The organism is Agrococcus jejuensis (genome assembly GCF_007679035.1).
Classification (GTDB): Bacteria; Actinomycetota; Actinomycetes; order Actinomycetales; family Microbacteriaceae; genus Agrococcus; species Agrococcus jejuensis_A.
This window is the reverse complement of record NZ_VEFR01000001.1, coordinates 915,920-935,953: the sequence shown is the minus strand read 5'-3', so window position 1 is coordinate 935,953 and position 20,034 is coordinate 915,920. Positions and strand designations below refer to the sequence as shown.

The 20,034-nt window shown below is 71.2% G+C and carries 17 protein-coding genes; 12 read left to right on the top strand and 5 right to left on the bottom strand.

The window, feature by feature from the left end; translation table 11 throughout:
* Positions 1–111: 111 nt before the first annotated feature.
* Together FS793_RS04480 and FS793_RS04475 are read left to right on the top strand one after the other, a co-directional pair.
* A complete protein-coding gene (locus FS793_RS04480; protein WP_144718970.1) occupies positions 112–1,680 on the top strand; it encodes an ABC transporter permease in 1,569 nt (522 codons plus the stop codon).
* A gap of 3 nt (positions 1,681–1,683) precedes the next feature.
* A complete protein-coding gene (locus FS793_RS04475) occupies positions 1,684–2,826 on the top strand; it encodes an ABC transporter permease (RefSeq protein WP_186329318.1) in 1,143 nt (380 codons plus the stop codon).
* 7 nt (positions 2,827–2,833) lie between these two features.
* On the opposite strand, the gene FS793_RS04470 is transcribed toward FS793_RS04475, so the two are convergent.
* Positions 2,834–3,436 carry a PH domain-containing protein gene (locus tag FS793_RS04470; RefSeq protein ID WP_186329317.1) on the bottom strand — a complete coding sequence of 201 codons (603 nt, stop codon included), beginning with the start codon at positions 3,434–3,436 and terminating at the stop codon, positions 2,834–2,836.
* A gap of 59 nt (positions 3,437–3,495) precedes the next feature.
* Here FS793_RS04470 and FS793_RS04465 point away from each other — a divergent pair, with 59 nt between their 5' ends.
* From FS793_RS04465 to FS793_RS04455, 3 genes are all read left to right on the top strand, one after another.
* Positions 3,496–5,193: an ABC transporter ATP-binding protein gene (locus tag FS793_RS04465; RefSeq protein WP_260980014.1), complete on the top strand. Its 1,698-nt coding sequence runs from the start codon at positions 3,496–3,498 to the stop codon at positions 5,191–5,193.
* 179 nt (positions 5,194–5,372) lie between these two features.
* A complete protein-coding gene (typA, locus tag FS793_RS04460) occupies positions 5,373–7,283 on the top strand; it encodes a translational GTPase TypA (protein ID WP_144718966.1) in 1,911 nt (636 codons plus the stop codon).
* Positions 7,284–7,468: 185 nt separating this feature from the next.
* Positions 7,469–8,362: an endonuclease domain-containing protein gene (locus FS793_RS04455; protein WP_144718964.1), complete on the top strand. Its 894-nt coding sequence runs from the start codon at positions 7,469–7,471 to the stop codon at positions 8,360–8,362.
* Positions 8,363–8,423: 61 nt separating this feature from the next.
* On the opposite strand, the gene FS793_RS04450 is transcribed toward FS793_RS04455, so the two are convergent.
* Positions 8,424–9,818, bottom strand: coding sequence for an LLM class flavin-dependent oxidoreductase (locus FS793_RS04450; RefSeq protein WP_144718962.1), 1,395 nt, complete (start codon positions 9,816–9,818; stop codon positions 8,424–8,426).
* Positions 9,819–9,937: 119 nt separating this feature from the next.
* Between FS793_RS04450 and msuE the strand changes: the two genes are divergently transcribed.
* The 6 genes from msuE to FS793_RS04420 all read left to right on the top strand — a co-directional run bounded on the left by msuE (position 9,938) and on the right by FS793_RS04420 (position 15,934).
* Positions 9,938–10,516, top strand: coding sequence for an FMN reductase (gene msuE, locus FS793_RS04445; RefSeq protein ID WP_144718960.1), 579 nt, complete (start codon positions 9,938–9,940; stop codon positions 10,514–10,516).
* Positions 10,517–10,557: 41 nt separating this feature from the next.
* The gene (locus FS793_RS04440) at positions 10,558–11,610 is read left to right on the top strand and encodes a PIG-L deacetylase family protein (protein WP_144718958.1); all 1,053 of its coding nucleotides are present in this window, start codon (positions 10,558–10,560) and stop codon (positions 11,608–11,610) included.
* 96 nt (positions 11,611–11,706) lie between these two features.
* Positions 11,707–12,024 carry a ferredoxin gene (gene fdxA / locus FS793_RS04435; RefSeq protein WP_092505928.1) on the top strand — a complete coding sequence of 106 codons (318 nt, stop codon included), beginning with the start codon at positions 11,707–11,709 and terminating at the stop codon, positions 12,022–12,024.
* 19 nt (positions 12,025–12,043) lie between these two features.
* Complete coding sequence (gene dapC, locus FS793_RS04430) at positions 12,044–13,129, top strand: succinyldiaminopimelate transaminase (protein WP_144718955.1); 1,086 nt, start codon at positions 12,044–12,046, stop codon at positions 13,127–13,129.
* A 24-nt stretch (positions 13,130–13,153) separates the two neighbouring features.
* Entirely contained in the window at positions 13,154–14,440 is a 1,287-nt protein-coding gene (locus tag FS793_RS04425) for a citrate synthase (RefSeq protein WP_144718953.1), read from the top strand.
* Between the two features lie 45 nt (positions 14,441–14,485).
* Complete coding sequence (locus FS793_RS04420) at positions 14,486–15,934, top strand: NCS2 family permease (RefSeq protein WP_144718951.1); 1,449 nt, start codon at positions 14,486–14,488, stop codon at positions 15,932–15,934.
* A gap of 48 nt (positions 15,935–15,982) precedes the next feature.
* Here the strand turns inward: FS793_RS04420 and FS793_RS04415 are convergent, their stop codons facing one another.
* Positions 15,983–16,648 carry a Type 1 glutamine amidotransferase-like domain-containing protein gene (locus FS793_RS04415; RefSeq protein WP_144718949.1) on the bottom strand — a complete coding sequence of 222 codons (666 nt, stop codon included), beginning with the start codon at positions 16,646–16,648 and terminating at the stop codon, positions 15,983–15,985.
* Here FS793_RS04415 and FS793_RS04410 point away from each other — a divergent pair.
* Complete coding sequence (locus FS793_RS04410) at positions 16,647–17,663, top strand: hypothetical protein (RefSeq protein WP_313959361.1); 1,017 nt, start codon at positions 16,647–16,649, stop codon at positions 17,661–17,663. The genes FS793_RS04415 and FS793_RS04410 overlap by 2 nt on opposite strands.
* 12 nt (positions 17,664–17,675) lie before the next feature.
* Here the strand turns inward: FS793_RS04410 and FS793_RS04405 are convergent, their stop codons facing one another.
* Both FS793_RS04405 and FS793_RS04400 read right to left on the bottom strand, forming a co-directional pair.
* Complete coding sequence (locus FS793_RS04405; protein WP_144718947.1) at positions 17,676–19,256, bottom strand: hypothetical protein; 1,581 nt, start codon at positions 19,254–19,256, stop codon at positions 17,676–17,678.
* The gene (locus tag FS793_RS04400) at positions 19,238–19,999 is read right to left on the bottom strand and encodes an ABC transporter ATP-binding protein (protein ID WP_144718945.1); all 762 of its coding nucleotides are present in this window, start codon (positions 19,997–19,999) and stop codon (positions 19,238–19,240) included. The genes FS793_RS04405 and FS793_RS04400 overlap by 19 nt, the downstream gene beginning before the upstream one ends.
* Between the last annotated feature and the right edge of the window lie 35 nt (positions 20,000–20,034).

Here is a 20,034-nt window from a genome sequence, read left to right as displayed (position 1 = left end):
GAACGGCCCTGCTAGGGTCTGACGCCTACAGGGGAGGCGCCGGGCTGCTATCCCGCAGCCCGGCGCCTTCTCGCGTGAACTACCCGAAATCTCTCCAACAGAGAGGCCTTCATGGCGACCTTCATCATCCGGCGCCTCATCGCAGCGATCCTCATCCTGCTCGCTGCAACGTTCCTCGTGTACAACATGGTCGCCCTCTCGGGAGACCCCCTCGAGGACCTGCGAGGCAGCCAGGCGCCGAACGTCCAGCAGCTCATCGAGGCGCGCATCCGCCTCCTGCATCTCGACGTCCCGCCGCCCCTTCGATACTTCATCTGGCTCAGCGGCATCGGTGGATGCTTCATCGGCCAGTGCGACTTCGGATTCACGATCCAGCAGCAGCCCGTCGTCGTGCTGCTCGAGGCTGCGATGGGGCAGACCATCCAGCTCGTGACCATCTCGAACGTCGTCGCGATCATCCTCGGCATCGTGATCGGCATCACGACCGCCCTGCGTCAGTACAGCGCGTACGACTACGGCATCACGTTCGTGTCGTTCCTGTTCTTCTCGCTCCCGATCTTCTGGGTCGCGGTGCTGCTCAAGGAGTTCGGCGCCATCGGCCTGAACGACTTCCTGCAGGACGGCGGCACGGTCTCGCCCGTGTTCATCGTGGTGTTCACGGTGATCACCGGACTGATCTGGGCCTCGCTCATCGGCGGCGACCTCAAGCGCAAGGCGGCGACCTTCGCCATCTCGGGCGTCGCGACCGCCGGCGTGCTCGTGTACATGAGCAGCACCGGCTGGTTCCTCGACCCGCGCTTCCGCATCGGCGGGGCCGACCTGTCGATCGTGATCGTCGGCGCGTTCATGATCGCCGCGGCCGTCGGCGTCACCGCGATCCTGTCGGGCTTCAAGCGCAAGCGGCCGCTCATCATCGGCCTCGCGGTGGCCCTGCTGGGCATCGTGCTCTACGTCCCGCTGCAGTACACGCTGCTCAACCCGTCGGCCTTCGTCATGTCGATCCCGTTCCTGCTGCTCCTCGCGGTCGTCACGGTGCTCGTCGGCGTCGGCATCGGATGGCTCTTCGGCGGCGAGCAGCGCTCGCAGGCGATGAAGATCGGTGGCTGGGTCGCGTTCCTCTCGGGATTCGTCATCATCGTCGACCGCATCCAGCAGGTCTGGATGCCGTACTCCGAGTCGGGCCGCATCCGCGGACGCCCGATCGCGACGATCGGCGCCACGACCCCGAACCTCGACGGCTCGTTCTGGGTGCTCAGCCTCGACACGCTCACGCACCTGCTGCTGCCGTCGATCGCGCTCCTGCTCATCTCGTTCGCCGGCTTCACGCGCTACACGCGCGCGTCGCTGCTCGAGGTGCTGAACCAGGACTACATCCGCACGGCGCGCGCCAAGGGCCTCACCGAGCGCACCGTCGTCGTGCGCCACGCCTTCCGCAACGCGCTCATCCCCATCGCGACGATCATCGCGTTCGACATCGCCGGCCTCATCGGCGGCGCCGTCATCACCGAGCGCGTCTTCGGATGGAACGGCATGGGCACCCTCTTCCAGACAGGGTTGGACAGGACGGATCCGAACCCCGTGATGGCGTTCTTCATCGTCACGGGTGCGCTCGCGCTCCTCTTCAACCTCATCGCCGACCTGGCCTACGCGGCCCTCGACCCCCGGATCCGGGTGAGCTGAGCCATGACACTCCAGACCCAGCCCAACGAGCCCCACGCCACCGACGCCGAGTCGAACCTCGAGCTGAAGGAGGTCGAGGGCCTCAGCCAGGGGCAGATCGTCCGCAAGCGGTTCTTCCGCCACTTCGGCGCCGTCGCGGCCATGGTCGTGCTCGCGCTCATCATCGTGCTCGCCTTCACGTCCGTCGGCATCTCGCTGTGGGGCATCCGCATCCCCGGCTGGTGGCAGTACAGCTGGAACGACATCCCGCCCGTCGTCGACGGCGGTCGTCCGTCCGCGCAGCACCCCTTCGGTCAGGACACCGTCGGCCACGACATCTTCGCGGTCGTCATGCGCGGCACGCAGCAGTCGCTCATGATCATGGTGATCGTCGGCATCATCGGCGCCACGATCGGCATCGTGCTCGGCTCGCTGTCCGGCTTCTTCCGCGGCTGGGTGGACTCGCTCATCATGCGGTTCACCGACGTGATCATCACGATCCCGTTCATCATCGCGGGCGCGGTCATCGGTGCCACGTTCGGCAACCTGGGCGCCGCGATCCTCGGCCTCGTGCTCGGACTGTTCTCGTGGACGGGTCTCGCGAGGCTCGTGCGTGGCGAGTTCCTGACGCTGCGCGAGCGGGAGTTCGTCGACGCCGCGCGCGTCGCCGGCGCCTCGAACGGCCGGATCATCTTCAAGCACATCCTGCCGAACGCCATCGGCGTGATCATCGTCAACACGACGCTGCTCATGGCCGGCGCCATCCTCGCCGAGACCGCCCTGTCGTACCTCGGCTACGGCGTGCGCGCACCCGACACGTCGCTCGGCCTCGTCATCTCCGACAACCAGACCGCGTTCCAGACGCGCCCCTGGCTGTTCTGGTGGCCCGGCCTGTTCATCATCATCATCGCCCTGTGCATCAACTTCATCGGCGACGGCCTGCGCGACGCGTTCGACCCGCGTCAGAAGCGCATGCCCTCCGAGCGGGCGATGCGTCGTCGCGCGAAGGTCGCGGCCGACGCCGCGGTGCTGCGCGGTCACGAGTCCGACGACCCGGCGCACGCCTCGGTCGCGGAGTCGGTCGTCGACGAGACGCCTGCCGAGGCTGGCGGCGACGACGGCGAGCCGCCGATCGTGCGCGGCGACGACCCCGCGACGGGTCGCTAGGAGCGGATCAGTGGACCAGCTGACCGACGAGCGCGAGCACGCCGAGACCGGCGAGCGCGGCGATGATGCGCGGATGCCACGTGCGCGTCGCCCGCTCGCCCTCGGCGAGCTCGCCCGCGTCGCGCAGCTCCTCCCAGTGGGTGCGCGTCACGTGCGCGGCCGCGCCGGAGATCGACTCCACGGAGTCGCCGGGGCGGATCGACTCGCCGACGAGCGACGACTCGCGCGCGAGTCGGATGTCGTCGCGCGTGACCTTGGCGACGCCGTAGCGGCTCGGGGCGGGCGCGGCGAAGGCCGTGACGCGGCCCTGCTCGGTCGTGAGCTCGAGCGCCCACTTCGTGTCGATGCGCTGGATGGCGCCCCACGGCACATGCCACGTGGACACCAGGTTCACGACATCCACGCCGCCGTGGTCGACGACCACGTGCGGACGCCACATGATCGCCCACGTCAGGACCGCCGCGAGGATGGGCGTCCAGACGAGGCACACGATGCCCCACAGGTCGTTGGTCGCGACGATCGCGCCGACCGCCGCTGCCATGAGCACGGCCATCACGACCGTCATCACACGTCCGAACACCGAGCGGAACACCGCTCTCGAGTAGGCCATGCCGTCGAGTCTCCCAGAGTCGCGACGACCCGCCTGCCAGGCATGGAAGGAGCACGGCTGTGACCCAGTCCGTCCCCACCGCATCCGCACCGACGCCGACCGAGGTCGTGCTCGAGGCGTCGAACGTCAACGTCGACTTCTGGGTCGACGGCACCTTCTACCCGGCTGTGAAGGACGTCTCCTTCGAGGTGCGCCGCGGCGAGGTGCTCGCGATCGTCGGCGAGTCCGGCTCCGGCAAGTCGACGACGGCGATGGCGCTGCTCGGCCTGCTGCCGTACAACGCGCGCGTCTCGGGCTCCGTGCGGCTGCTCGGCCGCGAGATCCAGGGCATCGACCCCAAGGAGCTCCGCAAGGTGCGCGGCAACGAGATCGCCGTCATCTTCCAGGAGCCCATGACGGCGCTCAACCCCGTCTACACGATCGGCTTCCAGATCGTCGAGGCGCTGCGGAGCCACTTCGACCTGAACCAGGCGCAGGCCAAGGAGAAGGCGATCGAGCTCATCACGGCCGTCGAGATCCCGGACCCGCCGACGGCGTTCAACAAGTACCCGCACCAGCTCTCGGGTGGCCAGCGGCAGCGCGCCATGATCGCGCAGTCGCTCGCGTGCGACCCCGTGCTGCTCATCGCCGACGAGCCGACGACGGCGCTCGACGTGACGGTGCAGGCCGAGATCCTCGAGCTCATGCGCAAGCTGAAGGACGACTTCGGCTCCGCCGTGATCCTCATCACGCACGACATGGGCGTGGTCGCCGACCTCTCCGACCACATGATCGTCATGAAGAACGGCGCCGTCGTCGATCGCGGCACGTCGCTCGACATCTTCCAGCGCCCGACGCACGAGTACACGAAGGAGCTGCTCGCCTCGGTGCCGTACCTCGGCATCGACGAGGACCGCACCGGCCGCGTCGTCGAGGCGACGAAGGAGGTCGAGGGCGTCGAGCCCGTGCTGCACTTCGACAACGTCGTCATCGAGTACCCCAAGCGCGGCCGCGTGCCCGCGTTCCGCGCCGCCGAGGACATCGACCTCAAGGTCTTCCCCGGCGAGATCGTCGGCCTCGTCGGCGAGTCGGGCTCGGGCAAGACGACGCTCGGCCGTGCCGCGATCGGCCTGCTGCCGATCACGTCGGGTCGCCTCGTCGCCGCCGGCGTCGACATCTCGGCCGCGACGATGAAGGAGCTGCGCCCGCTGCGGCGCCGCACCGGCATCGTCTTCCAGGACCCGTCGTCGTCGCTCAACCCCCGCATGCCCATCGGCGAGTCGATCGGCGAGCCGCTGCTGCTCGCCGGCGAGCTGAAGGGCAAGGCGCTCTCCACGCGCGTGGAGGAGCTGCTCGCATCGGTGGAGCTGCCCCGCTCGTACCGCAACCGCTACCCGCATGAGCTCTCCGGAGGCCAGAAGCAGCGCGTCGGCATCGCCCGCGCGCTCGCGCTCGCACCCGAGCTGCTCATCGCCGACGAGCCCACCTCGGCGCTCGACGTGTCGGTGCAGGCGCGCTTCCTCGAGCTGCTCACCGGCATCCAGCAGGAGCTGCAGTTCGCCTGCCTCTTCGTGACGCACGACCTCGCCGTCGTCGACTCGCTCGCGCACCGCATCGCGGTGATGCGCAAGGGCCGCATCGTCGAGCAGGGCACGCGCGACGACATCCTGCGTCGCCCGCAGGACCCCTACACGCAGCGCCTCATCTCGGCCGTGCCGCTGCCCGATCCCATCGCCCAGCGCGCCCGCCGCGAGGACCGCATCCGCGCCAAGGGCTGACGCCCCGCGCGGCCATGCCCTGCATCCCTGCCTCGACGCGGTAGCATCGAGGCAGGGATGCGTGCGTCGGCGCGCCGTCCCGACATCCGTCCCGCAGCGACTTCCGCGCGGCGGTGCCGCTCGCGACCTGCGTCGCGACGGTGCCCTGCGAGCCGCATCCCGAGCCCGAGAGGCTGAGCATGGCCACTGCCACGCGTCCAGACATCCGCAACGTCGCCATCGTGGCGCACGTCGACCACGGCAAGACGACCCTCGTCGACGCCATGCTCAAGCAGACGAACTCCTTCGCCGCTCACGGCACGGTCGACGACCGCGTCATGGACTCGAACGAGCTCGAGCGCGAGAAGGGCATCACGATCCTCGCCAAGAACACGGCGGTCCGCTACGCGGGCCCGTCGTCGGACGGCTCGCCCGTGACGATCAACGTCATCGACACCCCCGGCCACGCCGACTTCGGCGGCGAGGTCGAGCGCGGCCTGTCGATGGTCGACGGCGTCGTGCTGCTCGTCGACGCCTCCGAGGGTCCGCTGCCGCAGACGCGCTTCGTGCTGCGCAAGGCGCTCGAGGCGTCGCTGCCGGTCATCCTGCTCGTCAACAAGACCGACCGTCCCGATGCGCGCATCGACGAGGTCGTCTCCGACAGCCAGGACCTGCTGCTGGGCCTCGCATCCGACCTCGCCGAGGACCGTGCGGACCTCGACCTCGACGCCGTGCTCGACGTGCCCGTCGTGTACGCGTCGGGCAAGGCCGGCCGTGCGTCGATCGAGTCGCCCGGCAACGGCAACCTGCCCGAGAGCGAGGACCTCGAGCCGCTGTTCGCGTCGATCCTCGAGCACATCCCGGCGCCGACGTACGACGACGAGGCGCCGCTGCAGGCGCACGTGACGAACCTCGACGCATCGCCGTTCCTCGGCCGCATCGCGCTGCTGCGCATCTTCAACGGCACGATGCGCAAGGGCCAGACGGTCGCGTGGGTGCGTCACGACGGCTCCGTGCAGTCGGCGCGCATCACCGAGCTGCTCGTGACGAAGGCGCTCGACCGCGTGCCCGCCGAGTCGGCGTCGGCCGGCGAGATCGTCGCCGTCGCGGGCTTCGCCGACATCACGATCGGCGAGACGCTCGCCGACCCGGAGGACGTGCGTCCGCTGCCGCCCATCTCGGTCGACGACCCCGCGATCTCGATGACGATCGGCACGAACACGTCGCCGCTCGTCGGCAAGGTCAAGGGCTCCAAGCTCACCTCGCGCATGGTGAAGGACCGCCTCGACCGCGAGCTCATCGGCAACGTGTCGCTGCGCGTGCTCGACATCGGCGAGCCCGACGCGTGGGAGGTGCAGGGCCGCGGCGAGCTGGCCCTCGCCATCCTCGTCGAGCAGATGCGCCGCGAGGGCTACGAGCTCACGGTCGGCAAGCCGCAGGTCGTCACGCGCCAGGTCGACGGCCACACGCACGAGCCCTTCGAGGACCTCACGATCGACGTGCCCGAGGAGTACCTCGGCGCCGTGACGCAGCTGCTCGCCGCGCGCAAGGGCCGCATGATCACGATGTCGAACCACGGCACCGGCTGGGTGCGCCTCGAGTTCCTCGTGCCGAGCCGTGGCCTCATCGGCTTCCGCACCGAGTTCCTCACGATCACGCGCGGCACGGGCATCGCGAACGCCATCTCGGCGGGCTACGAGCGCTGGGCAGGGCCGATCGTCGTGCGCAGCTCGGGCTCGCTCGTCTCCGACCGCTCGGGCGTCTCGACCACGTTCGCGCTCATGTCGCTGCAGGACCGTGGCGAGTTCTTCATCCAGCCCGGCGACGATGTCTACGAGGGCATGGTCGTGGGCGAGTCGTCGCGTGCCGACGACATGGACGTCAACATCACCAAGGAGAAGAAGCTCAACAACATCCGGTCGGCGACCGGTGACGAGCTCGAGCGCCTCACGCCTCCCCGCCAGCTCTCCCTCGAGGAGTCGCTGGAGTTCGCCCGCGACGACGAGTGCGTCGAGGTGACGCCGACGGCGGTGCGCATCCGCAAGGTCGAGCTCGATGCGACGCTGCGCGCGCGTGCGGCCTCCCGCCTGAAGAAGCAGTCCCAGTCCTGACCCGATTGGTCACTTCTGTCGCTTGATTGGGCAGTAGTGGTTCGCGACACGCCGTGCTGCGAACCACTGCTGCCCAATCGGCGTTCGCGCCGTGACGCGGTCGCGCAGGTTCCACATCCGATGACGCTCCACAGGCGCCGAGGTCACGGGTCCCTGACGTCGGATGCGACGTGGATGGTCCGCCGATGGACCTCGATCACACCTCTGACCCGTTCTCCGTCGCGGACGCGATCGCTGCGGGCAGCACGCGCGGCGACCTGCGCTCGCCCGACCTGATCGCCCCGACGCGCGGCGCCCGCGTCGGCGTCGCGCAGCACGCCGTGGATCCGCGCGCCGCGTTCCTCGGCTCGCTCGAGGAGCTCGCGCGAGGCGATCAGTTCTTCTCCCACGTCACGGCCGCCCGCATCCACGGGATGCCGTTGCCGGCGCGGCTCGACGACGGCCCCGTCCATCTGGCCTCGCCGTCCTTCACGAGTCGGATGCGGCGAGAGGGCGTGGTCGGGCACCGCATCAAGGCGACGGTCGTCGAGGTCGCCGGCCACCGCGTCGAGAGCGTGCCGGACACCTTCGTGCATCTGGGCACGTCGTCGCTCTCGCTCGACGAGCTCGTCGAGGTCGGCGACTGGATCGTGAGCCGACGGCGCGACGTGCGATGCTCGCCGAGCGACCTGCGGGAGCACGCACGCGACTTCACGGGTGCGCGCGGCATCGCGAGGGTGCACAAGGCCATCCCGCTCATCCGCGTGGGTGCCGACTCTCCTGGCGAGACCCGTACCAGGCTGCTCCTCCGCCGAGCCGGATTGCCGGAGCCCGTGCTGCAGCATCAGGTTCGCGACGGTGGAGCGCGTGCGATCGCGACGCTCGACCTGGCCTACCCGGAGCTGCTCGTCGGGATGGAGTACGACGGTGCCTACCACCGTCTCGACGCGGAGCAGTTCGGCTACGACATCCGCCGTACCGCGGCTCTCGACGCGCTCGGCTGGCGCATCATCCGCATCGCGCACGCCGACATCCTCGATGGTGGTCGCCGCATCCTCCCGCTCATCCGCGCGGCTCGCAGACGATCGATTGGGCAGTAGTGGTTCGTCCCACGGCGTGTCGCGAACCACTACTGCCCAATCGGGCGGCAGAAGTGACCAATCAGGTGGGGGAGGAGCCGGTGGCGGCAGGGGCGAGGCGGTAGCGGGCCGCGCGGTGGGTGGCCGGGACGCGGGGGCCGGCGCCGTGCAGCTTCTCGCGGAGGGTGCCGGGGGCGTAGGCCTCGGGGTAGGCGCCTCGGGCGCGGAGGACGGGGATGACGTGCTCGATGACGTCCTGCCAGGTGCCGGGGGTGACGGCGTACGCCAGGTTGAAGCCGTCGACGTCGGTCTCGTCGACCCACGACTGCAGCTCGTCGGCGATCTCCTCGCCCGAGCCGACGATCGTGGGGCCGAGGCCGCCGATCGCCGCGTGCCGGCCGAGGTCGCCGACCGTCCACTCGCGGCCGAGCGCCGCCTCCTCCTGCAGGTGCTGCACGGTCGACTGGATGGCGTTCGACTCGACGTCGCCGACGGGCTGGTCGGACTCGTAGGCGGCGAGGTCGACCCCCATCCAGCCCGACAGGAACGTCAGCGCACCCTCCTCCGACGCGTACGAGCGGTAGTCGGCCTCCTTCGCCACCGCCTCGTCGTGCGTCGCGGCGGTGATGACCGTCAGCAGCGTGTAGATCCTCGCCGAGTACCGGTCGCGTCCCTCGGCCTCGAGCGCGTCGCGGATGCGCGACACCGTCGATGCGAGCACCTCCTTCGAGCGGGCGGCGACGAAGATCGCCTCGGCGTTGCCGGCCGCGAACCGGATGCCGCGCGGCGACGCGCCCGCCTGGTAGATCACGGGCGTGCGCTGCGGCGACGGCTCGGAGATGTGGATCCCCGGCACGCGGAAGTGCGTGCCCTCGTGCGCGATGGGGTGCACCTTCGCCGGGTCGGTGAAGATGCCGCGCTCGCGGTCCTCGACGACGGCGTCGTCCTCCCACGACCCCTCCCACAGCTTGTAGAGCACCTCGAGGTACTCGTCAGCGTGGTCGTAGCGGTCGTCGTGCGCGAGCTGGTCCTCCTGGCCCATGTTGCGCGCCGCCGACGGCAGGTAGCCGGTGACGACGTTCCAGCCGACACGGCCGCGCGTGAGGTGGTCGAGCGTCGTGAGCCGACGCGCGAACGGGTAGGGGTGCTCGAAGGCGGTGCCGGCGGTGATGCCGAACCCGAGGTGCTCGGTCACGGCGGCCATCGCCGACACGAGCAGGATCGGATCGTTCACGGGCACCTGGGCGCCGTTGCGGATCGCGGCCTCGTTCGTGCCGCCGTACACGTCGTAGGTGCCGAGCACGTCGGCGATGAAGATGCCGTCGAACGTGCCCGACTCGAGCAGGCGCGCGAGGTCCGTCCAGTACTCGAGGGTGTTGTACTGCCGCGAGCGGTCGTCGGGGTGGCGCCACAGGCCGGAGGACTGGTGGGCGACGCAGTTCATGTCGAACGCGTTGAAGCGGATCTGCCTGGTCATGCAGGCATGCAATCCAGGTGCCGCTCGCCTGTCGAGCCCCGGCCGACGCACGACGCAATGCGTCGTCACACGACGCAACGCGCGCGCATCCGAGCGGTGCGCCGACCTAGCCTGCCTGCATGAGCGACCTCCCCGAGACCCCGCTGCGCGTCGTCGGCGTGAACGGCAGCCTGCAGACCGCGTCGAAGACCGGTGCGCTGCTCGACGCCGTGCTCGCGACGATCGGCGACCGCACGCCTGCGGAGCTGCACCGCATCGACCTCGCGACGATCGCGTCGGGCTTCGCGGGCGCCGTGGATCGCACGCAGCTGTCGGTGGAGGTCGAGGATGCGCTCGCCGCGGTCGAGCAGGCCGACGTGCTCGTGGTCGGCACGCCGGTGTACCGGGCGTCGTTCACGGGGCTGTTCAAGCACTTCTTCGACTTCGTCGAGCAGCGCGCGCTCGTCGACACCCCCGTGCTGCTCACGGCGACGGGCGGCAGCGAGCGGCACACGCTCACGATCGAGCACCAGCTGCGGCCGCTGTTCGGGTTCTTCCAGGCGCTGACGCTGCCGACGGGCGTCTACGGCTCGTCGGCGGACTTCGCCGAGGGCCGCGTCGCCTCGCGCGACCTCCTCGCGCGCATCGACGCGGCGGTCGACCGCTCGCTGCCGTTCGTGCTGCAGCGGGTGCGGCCCACGGTGCCCGCGCGCTGGTAGGCGTGCGCGATCGCATCCCGCCCGGATGCGAGGATGGTGCGATGGACCTCGGCGAGCACGTGCTCTTCGTGCATGCGCACCCCGACGACGAGACGCTCTCGACCGGCGCGGCGATCGCGACGATCGCGCAGGCCGGCATCGCATCCGTGCTGACCCTCACGTTGGGGGAGCGCGGCGAGGTGCGACCCGAGCGCGACGCAGCGCTCGTGGAGGCGGGCAGCCTCGCGGCGCTGCGCAGCGTCGAGCTCGACCGCGCGATCGTGGCGCTCGGCGCCACCCGCGTCGAGCCGGATGCGCGCTTCGAGGACTCTGGCATGGCGTGGGTCGACGGCGTCGCGGCGCCGGCCGCCGACGTCACGGTGCGCGCGCTCACGTCGCAGCGCGAGAGCGACGTCGAGCTGCTCGTGCTCGACGCCGTGCAGCGCGTGCGCCCGGATGCGCTCGTCACGTACGACGAGGACGGCGGCTACGGGCATCCCGACCACCGCGCCGTGCATCGCGCGGTCGTCGCGGTCGGGCGCGACCTGCGCATCCCCGTGTACGTCCGCTCGCAGGAGCCGGCCGACGTCGCCGTGCCGCTCGCGCCGGTCGCGGATCGCGTGCACGCCGCGCTCGCGGCGCATGCGAGCCAGCTCGCCGTCGACGGCGACGCCGTCGTGCACGTGGGCGGCCAGCGGGAGGCGATCGCGCAGGTCGAGCACTACCGCGCCGTGCGCGCCTCGACACCCCTCGGCTGGGGCTCGACGATCGTGGTGGGGCTCGTCGGCCTCGTGATCGGCACCGTGGGCACGTTCGCGTTCCGCGCCGTCGAGCCGTGGGGGCTCGTGCTCGCGCTCGCGGCTGCGGTCGGCATCGTCGTGGGTCCGCGCCTGCTCGGCTCGCGCGTCGCATCGATCGCGTCGTCGTTCGGCGTGCTCCTGCCGATCGTGGTCGTGGCGCTGGATCCGTTCCGCACGGCGGGCAGCGCCGGGCTGCTCGAGGCGGGTCTCGCCGGCTGGCTGTGGGTGCTCGTGCCCGCCGCCGCGGCGCTCGTCGCGATGGCCTGGCCCACGAAGGCCGGCATGGCGCGCATCCGCGAGGCCGCGCGCGGCTGAGATCCCGCCACCGGCCGCGACACGGTGCGTCGCGACGGGCATGGTCGGCGAGGGCATGCGTCGCGGGTAGTCTTGGATGGTCGGAAGGACCCCCTCGTGACCTACGTGATCGCGCTCCCATGCGTCGACGTGAAGGACCGCGCGTGCGTCGACGAATGCCCCGTCGACTGCATCTACGAGGGCGAGCGGATGCTGTACATCCACCCCGACGAGTGCGTCGACTGCGGCGCGTGCGAGCCCGTGTGCCCCGTCGAGGCCATCTACTACGAGGACGACGTCCCCGAGGAGTGGGCCGAGTACTACGACGTCAACGTGCAGTTCTTCGAGACGCACGGATCGCCCGGTGGCGCAGCGAAGGTCGGCGTGATCGCCGACGACCACGCCGTCGTCAAGGCGCTGCCGCCGCAGGCCTGACCCCGCACCGAAGGACCTCGTGGACCAGCTGCCCGCCTTCCCCTGGGACTCGCTCGCCGGCGCGAAGGCCGTCGCCTCCGCGCATCCGGGCGGCATCGTCGACCTGTCGGTCGGCTCGCCCGTCGACCCGACGCCGCAGCTGATCCAGGACGCGCTCGCCGACGCGACGGACGCCCCGACCTATCCGACGTGCTGGGGCACCCCGGCGCTGCGCGACGCGATCGTCGACTGGTTCGCGCGCGTGCGCGGCGTGCCCGGCCTCGGCCACGCCAACGTCATGCCGACCGTCGGGTCGAAGGAGACCGTCGCGGGCCTGCCGCTGTGGCTGGGTCTCGGGCCCGGCGACGTCGTCGTGCACCCGACCGTCGCCTACCCGACGTACGACATCGGCGCGCGCGTCGCGGGCGCCACGCCCGTCCCGGCCGACGACCCCGACGACTGGCCGGAGGGCACGCGCCTCGTGTGGGTGAACTCGCCGTCGAACCCGACGGGCGACGTCGCCGGCGTGGACGCGCTGCGTCGCATCGTCGAGCGTGCCCGTGCGATCGGCGCCGTCGTCGCGAGCGACGAGTGCTACGCGCTGCTGCCGTGGGACGTCGACGACGTGCCGTCGATCCTCGACCCGCGCGTCGCCGGCGACACCCGCGCGAACCTCCTCGTCGTGCACTCGATGTCGAAGCAGTCGTCGATCGCCGGCTACCGCGCCGCGTTCGTCGCGGGATGCGCGGACGTCGTCGCTCGCGTGCTCGAGGTGCGCAAGCACGTCGGCCTCATCCCGCCGGCGCCCGTGCAGCACGCCATGACCGTCGGCCTCGCCGACGACGCGCACGTCGCCGAGCAGCGCGAGCGCTACCGCGCCCGCCGCGCCATGCTCAAGCCCGCGCTCGAGGCCGCCGGCTTCACGGTGCGCGGCGAGGCGGGCCTCTACCTGTGGTCGACCGACGGCCGCGACGCGCGCGCGCAGGTGGATGCGCTCGCCCAGCACGGCATCCTCGTCGCCCCCGGCGACTTCTACGGCGACCCCGACCACGTGCGCGTCGCGCTCACGGCATCCGACGATCGCATCGCCGAGGCCGCACGACGTCTCGCCGGTTTTCGACGCTGACTGCGTACGCCATAGGGTGTGAGGGTGACCCACGCTGACGAGACGCCCAAGACGGCGAACCTGACGGTCGATGGTCGCACTGTCGAACTGCCGATCCTGCCCTCCACCGAGGGACGGTCGAGCATCGACGTGTCGAAGCTGATGCGTGAGACGGGCCACACCACCCTCGACTACGGCTTCGTGAACACGGCGGCGACGCGGAGTGCGATCACGTACATCGACGGAGACGCAGGCATCCTGCGCTACCGCGGCTACCCGATCGAGGAGCTGGCGGAGCAGAAGACGTTCCTCGACGTCGCCTACCTGCTGATCTACGGCGAGCTGCCGAGCGCCGACGAGCTCGGCGAGTTCGACACGCGCATCCGTCGCCACACGCTGCTGCACGAGGACCTGCGACGGTTCTTCGACTCGCTGCCGCGCGACGCGCACCCGATGAGCGCGCTCTCGTCGGCGGTCTCGGCGCTGTCCACGTACTACGCCGCCGACCACGACCCGCACGACCCGCGTCGCGTCGAGCTGCAGACCATCCGTCTGCTCGCGAAGCTGCCGGTGATCGCGGCGTACGCGCACAAGAAGTCCATCGGCCAGGCGTTCCTCTACCCCGACAACTCGCTGTCGTTCGTCGAGAACTACCTCAAGCTGAACTTCGGCCTCATGGCCGAGGAGCACCAGACGAACCCCGTCATGGTGAAGGCGCTCGAGCGCCTGCTCATCCTGCACGCCGACCACGAGCAGAACGCGTCGACCTCGACCGTGCGCCTCGTGGGCTCGACCGAGGCGAACCTGTTCGCGTCGGTGTCGGCGGGCATCCACGCGCTCTCGGGTCCGCTGCACGGCGGCGCCAACGAGGCCGTGCTGTCGATGCTCCGCTCGATCCAGGAGTCGGGCGAGGGCGTGCAGCGCTTCGTCGAGCGCGTGAAGCGCAAGGAGCAGGGCGTGCGCCTCATGGGCTTCGGCCACCGGGTGTACAAGAACTACGACCCGCGCGCGAAGCTCGTGAAGTCGTCGGCCGACGAGGTGCTCGAGGCGCTCGGCGTCTCCGACCCGCTGCTCGACATCGCGAAGGAGCTCGAGCAGGTCGCGCTCGAGGACGACTACTTCATCGAGCGCAAGCTCTACCCGAACGTCGACTTCTACACGGGCGTCATCTACAAGGCGATGGGCTTCCCCGAGCGGATGTTCACGGTGCTGTTCGCGATCGGACGCCTGCCGGGCTGGATCGCGCACTGGCGCGAGATGATCGACGACCCGCAGACGAAGATCGGTCGCCCGCAGCAGCTGTACGTGGGCCCGGGCGAGCGCCACATCTAGCGACCACCCACCGCAGCGACGCGGTCCGTTCCGAGGAGAGACACCATGGCGCGCACCGCGATCGCTGCGAGGCTCGACGGCTACTTCAAGGTCGCCGAGCGCGGCTCGACGATTCCGCAGGAGGTCCGCGGCGGCCTCGTGACGTTCTTCGCGATGGCGTACATCATCGTGCTGAACCCGCTCATCATCGGCGGCTTCTCCGCCGACCAGGCGGCGGTCGACGTCGAGGGCGGCTGGCTGCCGAACTCGCAGGTCGCGGCCGTGACTGCCCTCGTCGGCGGTCTCATGACGATCGCGATGGGCGTCGTCGCCAACGTGCCGTTCGGCCTCGCGGCCGGCCTCGGCATCAACTCGTTCCTCGCGTTCACGCTTGTCGGCGAGCTTACGTGGCCCGAGGCGATGGGACTCGTCGTCATCAACGGCGTCCTCATCGTCCTGCTGAGCGTCACGGGGCTGCGACAGCGCATCTTCGACGCGATCCCCGCGGAGCTCAAGAGCGCCATCGCCGTGGGCGTCGGCCTCTTCATCGCGTTCATCGGCTTCGTCGACTCGGGCTTCGTGCGTGCGACGGGCAACGCCTCGCCGCCGCTGCAGCTGGGCGAGGGCGGCTCGATCGTGTCGCTGCCCACCGGCGTCTTCCTGCTTGGCGTCGTGCTCATGGGCATCCTCGTCGCCCGCAAGGTGCGCGGCGCGCTGCTCATCGGCATCGTCGCGACGACCGTCATCGCGATCGTGCTCGAGGCGATCTTCCAGGTCGGGCCGTCGCTCGGCACGAACCCGAACGCGTGGAACCTCAACCCGCCCGCGCTGCCGTCCGCGCTCGTGTCGCTGCCCGACCTGTCGCTCGTGGGCCAGGTGGACCCGTTCGGCGCGTTCGCGCGCATCGGTCCGGTCGCGGCGTCGATGCTCGTCTTCACGCTGTTCTTCCTCAACTTCTTCGACGCCATGGGCTCGATGACGGGACTGGCGAAGCAGGCGGGCATCGCGGCGCCCGACGGCACGTTCCCGGGCCTCAAGCGCGCGCTCATCGTCGAGGGCGTCGGCGCCGTCGCCGGTGGTGGCGCGAGCGCCTCGTCGAACACCGTCTTCATCGACTCCGCCGCCGGCATCGGCGAGGGCGCCCGCACGGGCCTCGCGTCGGTCGTGACGGGCGTGCTGTTCCTCGCGGCGATGTTCCTGACGCCGCTCACGCAGATCGTGCCGCTCGAGGTCGCCGCGGCGACGCTCGTGATCGTGGGTGCGCTCATGATGAGCCAGATCCGCGAGATCGACTTCTCCGACTTCCGCGTGGCGCTGCCGGCGTTCCTCACGATCGTCGTCATGCCGCTGACGTACAACATCGCCAACGGCATCGGCGTGGGCTTCATCGCATGGGTGCTCGTGCACGCCGTCTCGGGCCGGGCGAGGACGATCAGCCCGCTGCTGTGGGTCGTCGCAGGCCTCTTCGTCGTGTTCTTCGTGCGCGGTCCCATCGAGGCGCTGCTGGGCCTGTAGGGCACGCCCGACGCGTCAGGTCGCCCGGCGACAGGCGTTCCCGGCGCGTCAGGCGGGGATGCGCTCCCAGCGCCCCTCCGACACGACCTCCACGGCGCCGTCGGCCACGACGACCGCGGTCGCGTCGTCGATCGCGTAGGCGTCGCACGGCACGTGCTGCGCCCAGGCGCGGATCGCGTCGATGCGGGTGTCGTCCATGTCGGGGTCCTCGAGGTGCGGGTACACCGCGAGGTCGACGAGGCCCAGCGGAGCCTCGGGTCCCGCTGGGTCGAGATCCCGGTCGTTGTACGCCGAGCCCAGGCTCGCGCCCACCGCCTGGCTGCCGGCGGAGAGGCCCACGTAGACGACGGCGTCGCCGAGGCTCGGCAGGGCGGCGGCGAACCCCGAGCGGCGCATCCATCCCGCGAGGTAGGTCGGGTCGCCGCCGCCGACGAGCAGCACGTCGGTCTCGCGCAGCCGCGGGAGCCACGCGTCCTCGGGGATCGTCGGCAGCGCCGTGAGCTCGAGCACGCCGATCGACCGCCAGCCGAGCGTCGTCATGCGCCCGCCGCGCGCATCCGTCAGCAGGTTCGCCGCGATGCTCGCATCGAACCAGTGGCCCGCGGTGGGGATGACGAGGGCCGAGCACTCGGCGATCGGTCGGGGGAGCAGCCGCTCGAGCGCGTCGTGGATGCTCGGGGTCGTGACGCCGCCGGAGGTGAGGAGGAACCGCATGCCCGGCACGCTATCGGGCACCGCCGTCGGCGTCGTCGGTGGGGCGTCGTACCCTTCGGGCATGGACATGGACGCGCGCGTGACCGACTGGCTCCTCGACGCGGACCCGGCCATCCGCTGGCAGGTGCTCCAGGACCTCCTCGACGCCCCTGCCGACGAGGTCGCGGCCGAGCGCGCACGGGTCGAGCACGAGGGCGTGGGGGCCGCGCTGCTCGCCGCCCGCGGCGACGACGGGCTCTGGGCGGGCGGTGCGTGGGCGCCGAAGGGCTGGTCGTGGGACGATGGCGCGCCGCAGCCGTGGACGGCGACGTCGTGGGTGCTCGAGTCGCTGTGCGACGTCGGCATGCCCGCCGACGCGCCGATCATGGCCGAGACCGTGGCGCTCATCGCCGCGAACGGTCGCTGGGAGTACCACGACGGGCCGTTCTGGCAGGGCGAGGTCGACTCGTGCATCAACGGCCGCACGATCCGCGCCGGCGCGCGCTTCGGCGCCGACGTGTCGGCGATCGTCGCCTACTGCGCCGAGGATCAGCAGCCCGACGGCGGCTGGAACTGCTTCCGCCTCGAGGACGAGGGCTCGTCGCGCTCGTCGTTCGCGAGCACGCTCTCGGTGCTCGAGGGGCTCCTCGAGCATGAGCAGCGCACGGGCGTCTCCTCCGCCGACATGCGTGCGCGCGGCGTCGAGTACCTGCTCGAGCGCTCGCTCATGCGCGGGCTGCGCTCCGGCGAGATCGTCGACGAGCGCTACCTGCGCTTCCCGTTCCCCCCGCGCTTCCGCTACGACGTGCTGCGCGCGCTCGACCACCTCCGGCTCGCGGGCATGGCCCCCGAGCCGCGCATGGCCGAGGCGATCGACGTCGTGCGCGCGAAGCGGCAGGACGATGGGCGGTGGCTCGCCGAGGACGACGATCCCGGCGCCGAGACGCTGCGGCTCGACGCGCCGTTCGGCGAGCCGAGCCGCTGGACCACGCTGCGCGCCCTGCGCGTGCTGCGCTGGGCCGACGCCGCCCGCTGAGGCGCGCCGGGCTCAGTCGTCGCTCGAGATCGCCGCGAGCACCTCCGGCCATGCGCGGTCGAGGCGATCGCCGCCGATGCGGATGCCGAGCCAGACGGCGAGCGCGCCCACCGCGAGGCCGACGGGCAGCGCGACCCAGCCGAGCCACGGCATCCACACGACCGCCGCGATCGCGAGGGCGATGGCGGGAGCGGAGGCGACGAGCACGATGGGGGCCATGATGGCGAGCGCGGCGAGCGACTGCGCGCCGCCCGACGACCCGCGACCGAAGGGCCCCTGCTCCGGCGAGGGTGCGCGGCCGGGCAGGAACGCGCCCACGGCGATGCCGGTGCCCGCCGCGACGAGCGACGTGCCGAGCGCCGCGCCGAGACCGGCGGGCAGCAGCGCCCAGCCGTCGGTGAACGCGGCGACGAGCACGCTCGCCAGCACGACCATGGGGGCGATGACGATGCCGACGCCCAGCAGGCGCCCCGCCCGGTCGGCACGACCGGAGACGCCCGTGAGCACGTGGAGCGCCAGCGCGTCCTTGTCGTAGGCGAGCGAGAGCTGCGCGATCTGCAGCACCATGAGCGCCATGATCAGCGGGAGGAACAGCGCGAGCCCGGGCGCGAGTCCTCCGGAGGCGAGCTGCGTGCCGACGAGGATGAGCGGCAGCACGAGCGTCGCGATCGCGTTGAGCAGATGCCGCGGGTCGCGGCGCTGGAACCGCAGGCCGCGCGCGGCGATCGCGCCGACGGGGCTCGCGGGCAGGATGCGGTCGACGAGCCCACCGGAGTGCACGCGCCCGCCGCCCGATGCCTGCACGGGCGCGACGAGGCGCGCGGAGAGCTGCGCCCCCCACGCCCACCACAGCAGTGCGACGGTGCCGAGCGCCACGACGAGGCGGATGCCCGCCGCGAGCCAGTCGCCGCCTGCGACCGCGGCCGGCACGCCCGCGGTCGCGCCGATCGGCGTCCACGCCAGCACGCCCGAGACCGACTCGAGCACGCCCTGCAGCGATGCGGACGACGCGACGGCCTGCACGCCGAGGTTGAGGATGAGGCCCGACGAGATGAGCAGCAGCATGAGCACGACCGCCGTGACGTCGCGCGAGCGACGCGATGCGAGCGTGCGGGCGAGCAGCCCGGCGACGACGCGTGCGGCGAGCATGCACGTGAGCAGCGCGACGGGCAGCATGGCGATCGCGGCGACGAGCGTCGCGACCGACGTGCTCCAGGCGATGAGGAGCAGCGCGAGCGAGAGCGCCGTGGCGATGCCGCCGATGCCGAGCAGCTGCGCGAGGGCGAGCCCGGGCAGCAGCTGCCGGGCGCGGACGGGCAGCAGCGCGAAGCGCTCGGGTGCGAGCGACTCGTCGGCGCTCGTGAGGATGGCGCCGACGACCCAGCCGACGACGAGCACGCTCGTGACGAGCACGAGCACGAGGGGCACGGCCTGCGGTGCGCCGACGCGCAGCCCGATGGCGGCGACGGCGACGAGCGCGAGGATCGACAGGGCGCCGAGGACGCCGAAGACGAGTCCGACGATGTGCCAGGGGCTGCGGGTCAGCGACCGCCCCAGCTGCTTGAGCCGGAGGCCTACGAGGAGCGCAGCCACGACAGCGTCCCCTCTCCGAGCTCGTGGACGCCGACGAGCTGCAGGAACCGCTGCTGCAGCGACTCGCCGGCGCGCACCTCGTCGAGCGTGCCGTCGGCGAGGATGCGGCCCTCGGCCACGATCGCGACGCGGTCGCAGATCGACTCGACGAGCTCCATGACGTGGCTCGACAGCACGACGGTGCCGCCCGAGCCCACGAAGCCGCGCAGGATCGAGCGGATCGCCTCGCCGGACACGGGGTCGACGGCCTCGAACGGCTCGTCGAGCACGAGCAGGCGCGGGGCGTGGATGAGGGCGCACGCGAGCCCGATCTTCTTGCGCATGCCCGCGGAGTAGTCGACGACGAGCGTCGAGGCGGCGGTGTCGAGGCCGAGGGCGGCGAGCAGCTCGCCTGCGCGGGCGGTGACGTCGGCCTCGGCCATGCCGCGCAGGAGGCCCGTGTAGCGCAGCAGCTCGGCGCCCGTCAGACGGTCGAACATCCGCACGCCGTCGGGCAGCACGCCCATGCGCGCCTTCGCAGCGACGGGGTCGCGCCACACGTCGGCACCGAGCACGTGCGCCGAGCCGCCGTCGGGGCGCAGCAGGCCCGTCGCCATCGACAGCGTCGTCGTCTTGCCCGCGCCGTTGGGGCCGAGGAGGCCGAGCATCGAGCCGGCCGGCACGTCGAGCGAGAGCGCCTCGACGGCCACCTTCGGCCCGAATCGCTTGTGCAGGGATCGCAGGGACAGCACGGGTTCGGTCATGCATCCATCCCATCAGCGACACCCTGGACGAGTCA

Excerpts from the sequence above, each read along its gene's own strand:
- FS793_RS04480 (WP_144718970.1), top strand. The coding sequence starts at position 112 with ATGGCGACCTTCATCATCCGGCGCCTCATCGCAGCGATCCTCATCCTG.
- FS793_RS04475 (WP_186329318.1), top strand. The coding sequence starts at position 1,684 with ATGACACTCCAGACCCAGCCCAACGAGCCCCACGCCACCGACGCCGAG.
- FS793_RS04470 (WP_186329317.1), bottom strand. The coding sequence starts at position 3,436 with ATGGCCTACTCGAGAGCGGTGTTCCGCTCGGTGTTCGGACGTGTGATG.
- typA (WP_144718966.1), top strand. The coding sequence starts at position 5,373 with ATGGCCACTGCCACGCGTCCAGACATCCGCAACGTCGCCATCGTGGCG.
- FS793_RS04455 (WP_144718964.1), top strand. The coding sequence starts at position 7,469 with ATGGACCTCGATCACACCTCTGACCCGTTCTCCGTCGCGGACGCGATC.
- FS793_RS04450 (WP_144718962.1), bottom strand. The coding sequence starts at position 9,818 with ATGACCAGGCAGATCCGCTTCAACGCGTTCGACATGAACTGCGTCGCC.
- msuE (WP_144718960.1), top strand. The coding sequence starts at position 9,938 with ATGAGCGACCTCCCCGAGACCCCGCTGCGCGTCGTCGGCGTGAACGGC.
- FS793_RS04440 (WP_144718958.1), top strand. The coding sequence starts at position 10,558 with ATGGACCTCGGCGAGCACGTGCTCTTCGTGCATGCGCACCCCGACGAC.
- FS793_RS04420 (WP_144718951.1), top strand. The coding sequence starts at position 14,486 with ATGGCGCGCACCGCGATCGCTGCGAGGCTCGACGGCTACTTCAAGGTC.
- FS793_RS04410 (WP_313959361.1), top strand. The coding sequence starts at position 16,647 with ATGCCCGGCACGCTATCGGGCACCGCCGTCGGCGTCGTCGGTGGGGCG.
- FS793_RS04415 (WP_144718949.1), bottom strand. The coding sequence starts at position 16,648 with ATGCGGTTCCTCCTCACCTCCGGCGGCGTCACGACCCCGAGCATCCAC.
- FS793_RS04400 (WP_144718945.1), bottom strand. The coding sequence starts at position 19,999 with ATGACCGAACCCGTGCTGTCCCTGCGATCCCTGCACAAGCGATTCGGG.